Source organism: Saccharopolyspora sp. NPDC000995 (genome assembly GCF_053599315.1).
On the sequence record NZ_JBSFLZ010000228.1, the window covers coordinates 1 to 5,099 of the forward strand.

Below are 5,099 nucleotides of genomic sequence, written 5' to 3' on the forward strand. Positions count from 1 at the left end.
CGGCTCCACCTGTAAGTCGTGTTCTTTGGTAGGAAAACGATCTTACTGGTCGGGGCCGTTGCCCTATTGCCCGGTATTCAAACCGCCAGAATAATGCTCTACGGCGGGGGATTCTTGACCGTCCCGGCGTACCTCAAGGACCTGTTCGGCAGCTTCCAGGTGGGCGCGATCCACGGTCGGCGGCTAACCGCCTGGTCGGCGGCCGGGGTGCTCGGGCCGTTGATCGTCAACGCTGTCGCCGAAGAGGAAGGGGCATACTGTAAATGCAAATTATTGCCAGATAAAAAGGCTCTTCGCGGTGGGGCGGATTCTGTACCCGAGTGATCACGCGTGATGATAGCCGGGTGTTCCGTTCCGTAGCTGCGGCCGGTTCGCGCGAGGGCGGAGACGAAGCGCGCCCACTGGCCTGTGATGATCGTTGTCGACGAAGATCAAGGATCATCAGGTGGGCGGTGGGCGCGTGTTACAGACTACGGTGTCGGCGGAGTTGTTAAGGTTGAGGGGGTCGAGGTCGAGCTCGTCGAGCGGGAGGCCGACGGTTCCTGGACGGTGCACGTCACGAGCGCGGCGGGACTGCGGGCGTGCTGTCCGGGCTGCGGCGGAGCATCAAGTCGGGTCAAGGAGTCCACGACCCACACTCTCGCCCACGCGACGCTGGTCGCGATTGGGCGTGACCGGCATAAGTCCCGATTTTGGTGTGAGGACACCGAGTGCGACACGGTGAGCTTCACCGAGACGGGACCGGCGGCCGGTCGGCGGGCGAGGGTGTCGGGGCATGCCCGGACGGTGATGGGGCATCTGGTGGGGGACTGGCTGGTGCCGGCGTCCCGGGTCGCCGCCGGGCTCGGGGTGGCCTGGCACACCGTCCATGACGCCTTCGTCGAAGTGGCCGCTGCGGGCGGTGTCCACGTCACCGACACCAAGACCGACGGCCCTGTCCCCGAGGCCACCGGTGACGGGAACGCCACCAGTGACGGTGAGCGGGTAAGGGCTGATGCGGATTCCGCCCCGTCAGCACCGGGGTGGCCGCTCGGCCGTGCCGGTCGGTGGGTGGGGTGTTGCCGCCGGTGGCGGTGCTGGGCATCGACGACCACCGCCGGGGCAAGCCGTTGTACCACCGTGATCCGGCCAGCGGGGCGTGGGTGGCCGACGCCGACCGCTGGCAGACGGTATTCGTGGACTCCGCCGGTGGGCACGGGCTGCTGGGTCAGGTCGAAGGCCGGGCCGGGGTGGACGCCGCGGCGTGGCTGGCCGCGCTGGACCCGGCCTGGCGAGCGGGTATCACGCAGGTCACCATCGACATGTCCAGTGTGTACAAATTGATGGTCACCACCAGCTTGCTGCTGCTGAACGCGAGCCTGGTCGTTGATGCTTTCCACGTCGTCCAGTTGGCCAACAAAATGGTCGGCGATGTTCGGCGCCGGGTCACCTTCGAGCACTACGGCGGCGTGGTCGCGCCACCGATCCCGAGTACGTGATCGAGAATTTGTTGCTGTGCGGCAGAGAAAAGCTCTCCGAGCGCGCACGGCAGAAGGTGTCGTGCGTTGGCCGACTTGGGCGGGTACGGACGGCAACTCGGTGCGGCGTGGCGGGCCAAGGAACTTCTGCGTGCGGTGATCGGCCTGTCTCCCAACCAGACCGGCGTAGTCATTACCGGTCATCGGCTCCGCAGAGCGTTCGAGGCATTCTTCATTTTCTGCGGCACGATCGGCGCCACCGTTCCGGAGATCGTGACTCTGGGCCAGACCATCTCCACCTGGCGTGTCGAGATCCCGGGGTGTACTCACCGGTCACAGCAACGCCGCAGCCGAAGGCGTCAACCTCTCGTCAAACTCGTCTACCGGACAGCATTAGGATCCACCAACGTCGCCCACCAGCAACGCCGCTTACGCCGCTAACCGATCCACTCGGCCCGAATGGGTACAGAACGTCACCGCACCACACACACCACATGTAACCAACTGGTTACACATCCCCATCAAATGCGAAGAGCCGATAAAAAAGGAAATTGACGCACCGTGCCTCACCACTCACCCCAGGCCAGGGCCGGCGCCGGGTTCGACCGCACCCGCTTCACCATCGATTTCGACCGCGAACAGCCCACCTGCTCGCAAGGCCAGACCAGCTCCACCTGGAACCCTGCCGCCCAGCGCGGCACCGACACGATCGTGATCACTTTCGCGACCGCCACCTTTGGGCCCTGTCCGGTCCGCGAGCAGTGCACACCACCTCCCGGACCCGGCGCCGTCAGCTCACCGTGCATCCGCGGGCCGTCCACGAGGCTCAACGCGCTGCCCGCGCCGACCAGTAAACCAAGCACTGGCAAGCCAAATACGCGCTGCGGGCCGGTGTCGAGGGCACCATCCGCTAAGGCATCGCGGTCACCGAGCTACGCCACACCCGTTACCGCGTACTGACCAAAACCCACCTGCAACACGTGTTCTCCGCTGTCGCGCTCAACCTGATCCGCCTCGATGCCTAGTGGAACGGTCACGCACTCGACCAAACCCGCACCAGCCATCTCGCCCGCCTCGAACACGCCCTCGCAGCATGATCAGGAATTAACCAGCAGGATCCCGAAGGGAGTCGCGGAGTAGTCACAAAGGCAGCTGGATCGACTACACTCCCAAAGATGAGTGACCTGCATCACAAGGAGACCAGTTTTGTCGGACGCCGAAAGGCAGCGGGTGAAGTCCGACGCTTGCTCTCCCGGGCCAGGGTGGTAACACTGACCGGCCCTGGAGGGGTAGGAAAAACGCGGTTGGCTTCGCATGCAGCGCAGGGACTGCGACGGGCATTTCCGGATGGCCAGTACTGGGTCGATCTAGGCAAAACCCACGACCCCAAGCAAGTGGCACAGACAGTAGCGGTTGCGCTCGATCTGCGTGATCAGTCTATGCGTGATCCGCAGACGGTGCTGACGGACTACCTTGCGGACAAGCGACTGCTGTTGATTCTGGACAACTGCGAACATCTCCTAGATGCATGTGCACAATTGACCAACGCGTTACTATCGGGGTGCCCGGAACTACGCATCCTGGCTACTAGTCGTCAGCCATTGGGGATTACCGCAGAACAAATTTGTCCGGTATGTCCGCTATCGGTACCGCCCGTTGTTGAGTCGCAATTCGGTTACATATCGCCGAGTCGATTGCCTTTAGAGTACGAGGCTTTGGCCTTGTTTCAAGACCGGGCGGCCGCTGTTGTACCAGAATTCGAAATCAACAAGGACAACGCAGCTGCCGTGGTCCAGGTGTGTCAGTATTTGGACGGAGTTCCGCTGGCCATCGAACTCGCTGCTGCACTTATCCGATTCTTGTCGCCAAATGAAGTCCTCGATTGCTTGGATGACCGTTTTGGCCTGCTTACCGGTAGTGATCGTTCGGCGCTGCCGCATCAGCGGACGCTCCGGGCGACGATAGAGTGGAGCTTTGATCTTTGCACGGAAACCGAACGCATCCTATGGGCGCGGTGTTCGGTGTTCGCCGGAGATTTTAACCTCAATGCAATCAAAAGCGTGTGTATCGGCGACGGACTGACCGCTGAAAACATGTTTTCAGCAGTGGCAGGGCTCGTTGACAAATCCGTATTAAACAAGAGCGAAGAGTATTCCCTGGCTCAGTACTCGATGCTCGATACGATTCGCCAATATGGACACGAGCGCCTTGCCGAAACCAACGAGCAGGAAACCTTGCGCCGCCGTCATCGAGACTACTACCTGAGCATAGCGGAGCAGGCCGACGCCGAGTCGTCCGGCCCACGCCAACCGGCATGGGCCGAGCGCCTTAGCGTCGAGCGCCCCAACCTGTGGGCCGCGCTGGACTACTCCCTCACCACCCCGGGCGAGGAAAGGATCGGCCTGCGCATGGCAGCCTCACTGTGGCTGTACTGGATCGCCGTTGGATTCATCCGCGACGGCCGGTACTGGCTAGACCGCGCACTGTCCCTTAACCCCGAGCCCAGCTCCGAGCGGGCCAGAGCATTGTGGACCAACGGATGGATCGCCGCGCTCCAAGGCGACCACGTATCCGACGTCGTACTGCTCAACGAGGCATATAACCTAGCGGGAGAAATTGGCGATAGAATCGATCAATTTCACGCGAACCATCTTCTCGGCGCTGCGGAAATGTGGGCAAACAATCTTCCTCGTGCAGAGCTGCTACTAGACGAGGCACTCGCCCAACATCGCGTATCGGCGGACTGGTCCGGCACCGCGTTGACAGTGTTTCCGCAACGGGGAATGGTGTCTGCTGTGCGCGGAGAGATTGACAACGTGCTCGCCCTAGGCGAAGAATGCACGACTATCTGCACACGGTTGGACGAGTCGTGGGTGCGGTCGTGGATGTCGTGGGTACTTGGCATCGCATGGTGGGTAGTTGGCGACACCAAAAAAGCATCCGTCCATATTCGCGAATCGATCCAAAATAAGAACGAATTTGACTATGCGCTTGGCATTCCATTCTGCATGGAGATAGCAGCCTGGATCGAAGCCTCGGATGGAAACTCGCAAAAAACAGCTGTGCTGCTTGGTGCTACGAAGAAGATGTGGGACCAAATCGGCGAGCCCGTGTTCGGGTGGCAGCCGCTGATCGAATTCAGGGAACAATGCATCGCGCGATGCCGCGCAGATCTCGGCGAGGATTTCTTCTCTTTCTATAAAGATGGGGCTCAGTTAGCAAGAGACGAGGTGGTAGCCCTTGCGGTTGGCGAGACAACGAAAGAACCAAGCCCCGCTGGCCTAGAATTTGGGATAGGCGCGCTGTTAACGAAACGAGAAATCGAGGTTTCTGAATGTGTCTCGCGTGGCCTTTCCAACAAGGAAATCGCTTCTGAATTGGTGATCTCCAGGCGTACCGTAGAGGCCCATGTGGAACATATCCTAGTAAAGCTCGGTTTCAATTCCCGAACTCAGATTGCCGCCTGGAAAGCAAATGAAACGTCCAAAAATTGATTGTGAGATATCTGAGGGATCGGCCGTTTTTGAAAAGCTCGCTGGCGAGTCGTACTAGTACGGCAGCAGCCATTCGCTAGCTGACCTGGGTGATCTTGGTGTCGCGGGCGAGTCTGGTGCGTTTGTGGTGCCATCGTGATCGTGCTTG

The 5,099-nt window shown here is 60.7% G+C and carries 5 protein-coding genes and 1 pseudogene; 4 read left to right on the forward strand and 2 right to left on the reverse strand.

Annotated features, from left to right (window positions below; genetic code table 11):
• Positions 1-90: 90 nt before the first annotated feature.
• The 3 genes and pseudogenes from ACWDKQ_RS35065 to ACWDKQ_RS35075 form a co-directional block, all read left to right on the forward strand.
• Positions 91-255 (forward strand): annotated as a pseudogene (locus ACWDKQ_RS35065) (MFS transporter); the annotation flags it as partial.
• Positions 256-1,046: 791 nt separating this feature from the next.
• Positions 1,047-1,478 carry a transposase gene (locus ACWDKQ_RS35070; protein WP_450143057.1) on the forward strand — a complete coding sequence of 144 codons (432 nt, stop codon included), beginning with the start codon at positions 1,047-1,049 and terminating at the stop codon, positions 1,476-1,478.
• A gap of 66 nt (positions 1,479-1,544) precedes the next feature.
• The gene (locus tag ACWDKQ_RS35075; protein WP_450143058.1) at positions 1,545-1,898 is read left to right on the forward strand and encodes a hypothetical protein; all 354 of its coding nucleotides are present in this window, start codon (positions 1,545-1,547) and stop codon (positions 1,896-1,898) included.
• 125 nt (positions 1,899-2,023) lie between these two features.
• Here the strand turns inward: ACWDKQ_RS35075 and ACWDKQ_RS35080 are convergent, their stop codons facing one another.
• Positions 2,024-2,320, reverse strand: a complete 297-nt coding sequence (locus ACWDKQ_RS35080; protein WP_450143059.1) for a hypothetical protein — start codon at positions 2,318-2,320, stop codon at positions 2,024-2,026.
• A gap of 69 nt (positions 2,321-2,389) precedes the next feature.
• Positions 2,390-2,539 carry a hypothetical protein gene (locus tag ACWDKQ_RS35085; protein WP_450143060.1) on the reverse strand — a complete coding sequence of 50 codons (150 nt, stop codon included), beginning with the start codon at positions 2,537-2,539 and terminating at the stop codon, positions 2,390-2,392.
• 93 nt (positions 2,540-2,632) lie between these two features.
• Between ACWDKQ_RS35085 and ACWDKQ_RS35090 the strand changes: the two genes are divergently transcribed.
• A complete protein-coding gene (locus ACWDKQ_RS35090) occupies positions 2,633-4,951 on the forward strand; it encodes a LuxR C-terminal-related transcriptional regulator (protein ID WP_450143061.1) in 2,319 nt (772 codons plus the stop codon).
• The last annotated feature ends 148 nt before the right edge of the window (positions 4,952-5,099 follow it).

Bases quoted from the DNA above. Each gene is read 5' to 3' on its own strand.
- ACWDKQ_RS35090 (WP_450143061.1), top strand. From the start codon at position 2,633: ATGAGTGACCTGCATCACAAGGAGACCAGTTTTGTCGGACGCCGAAAG.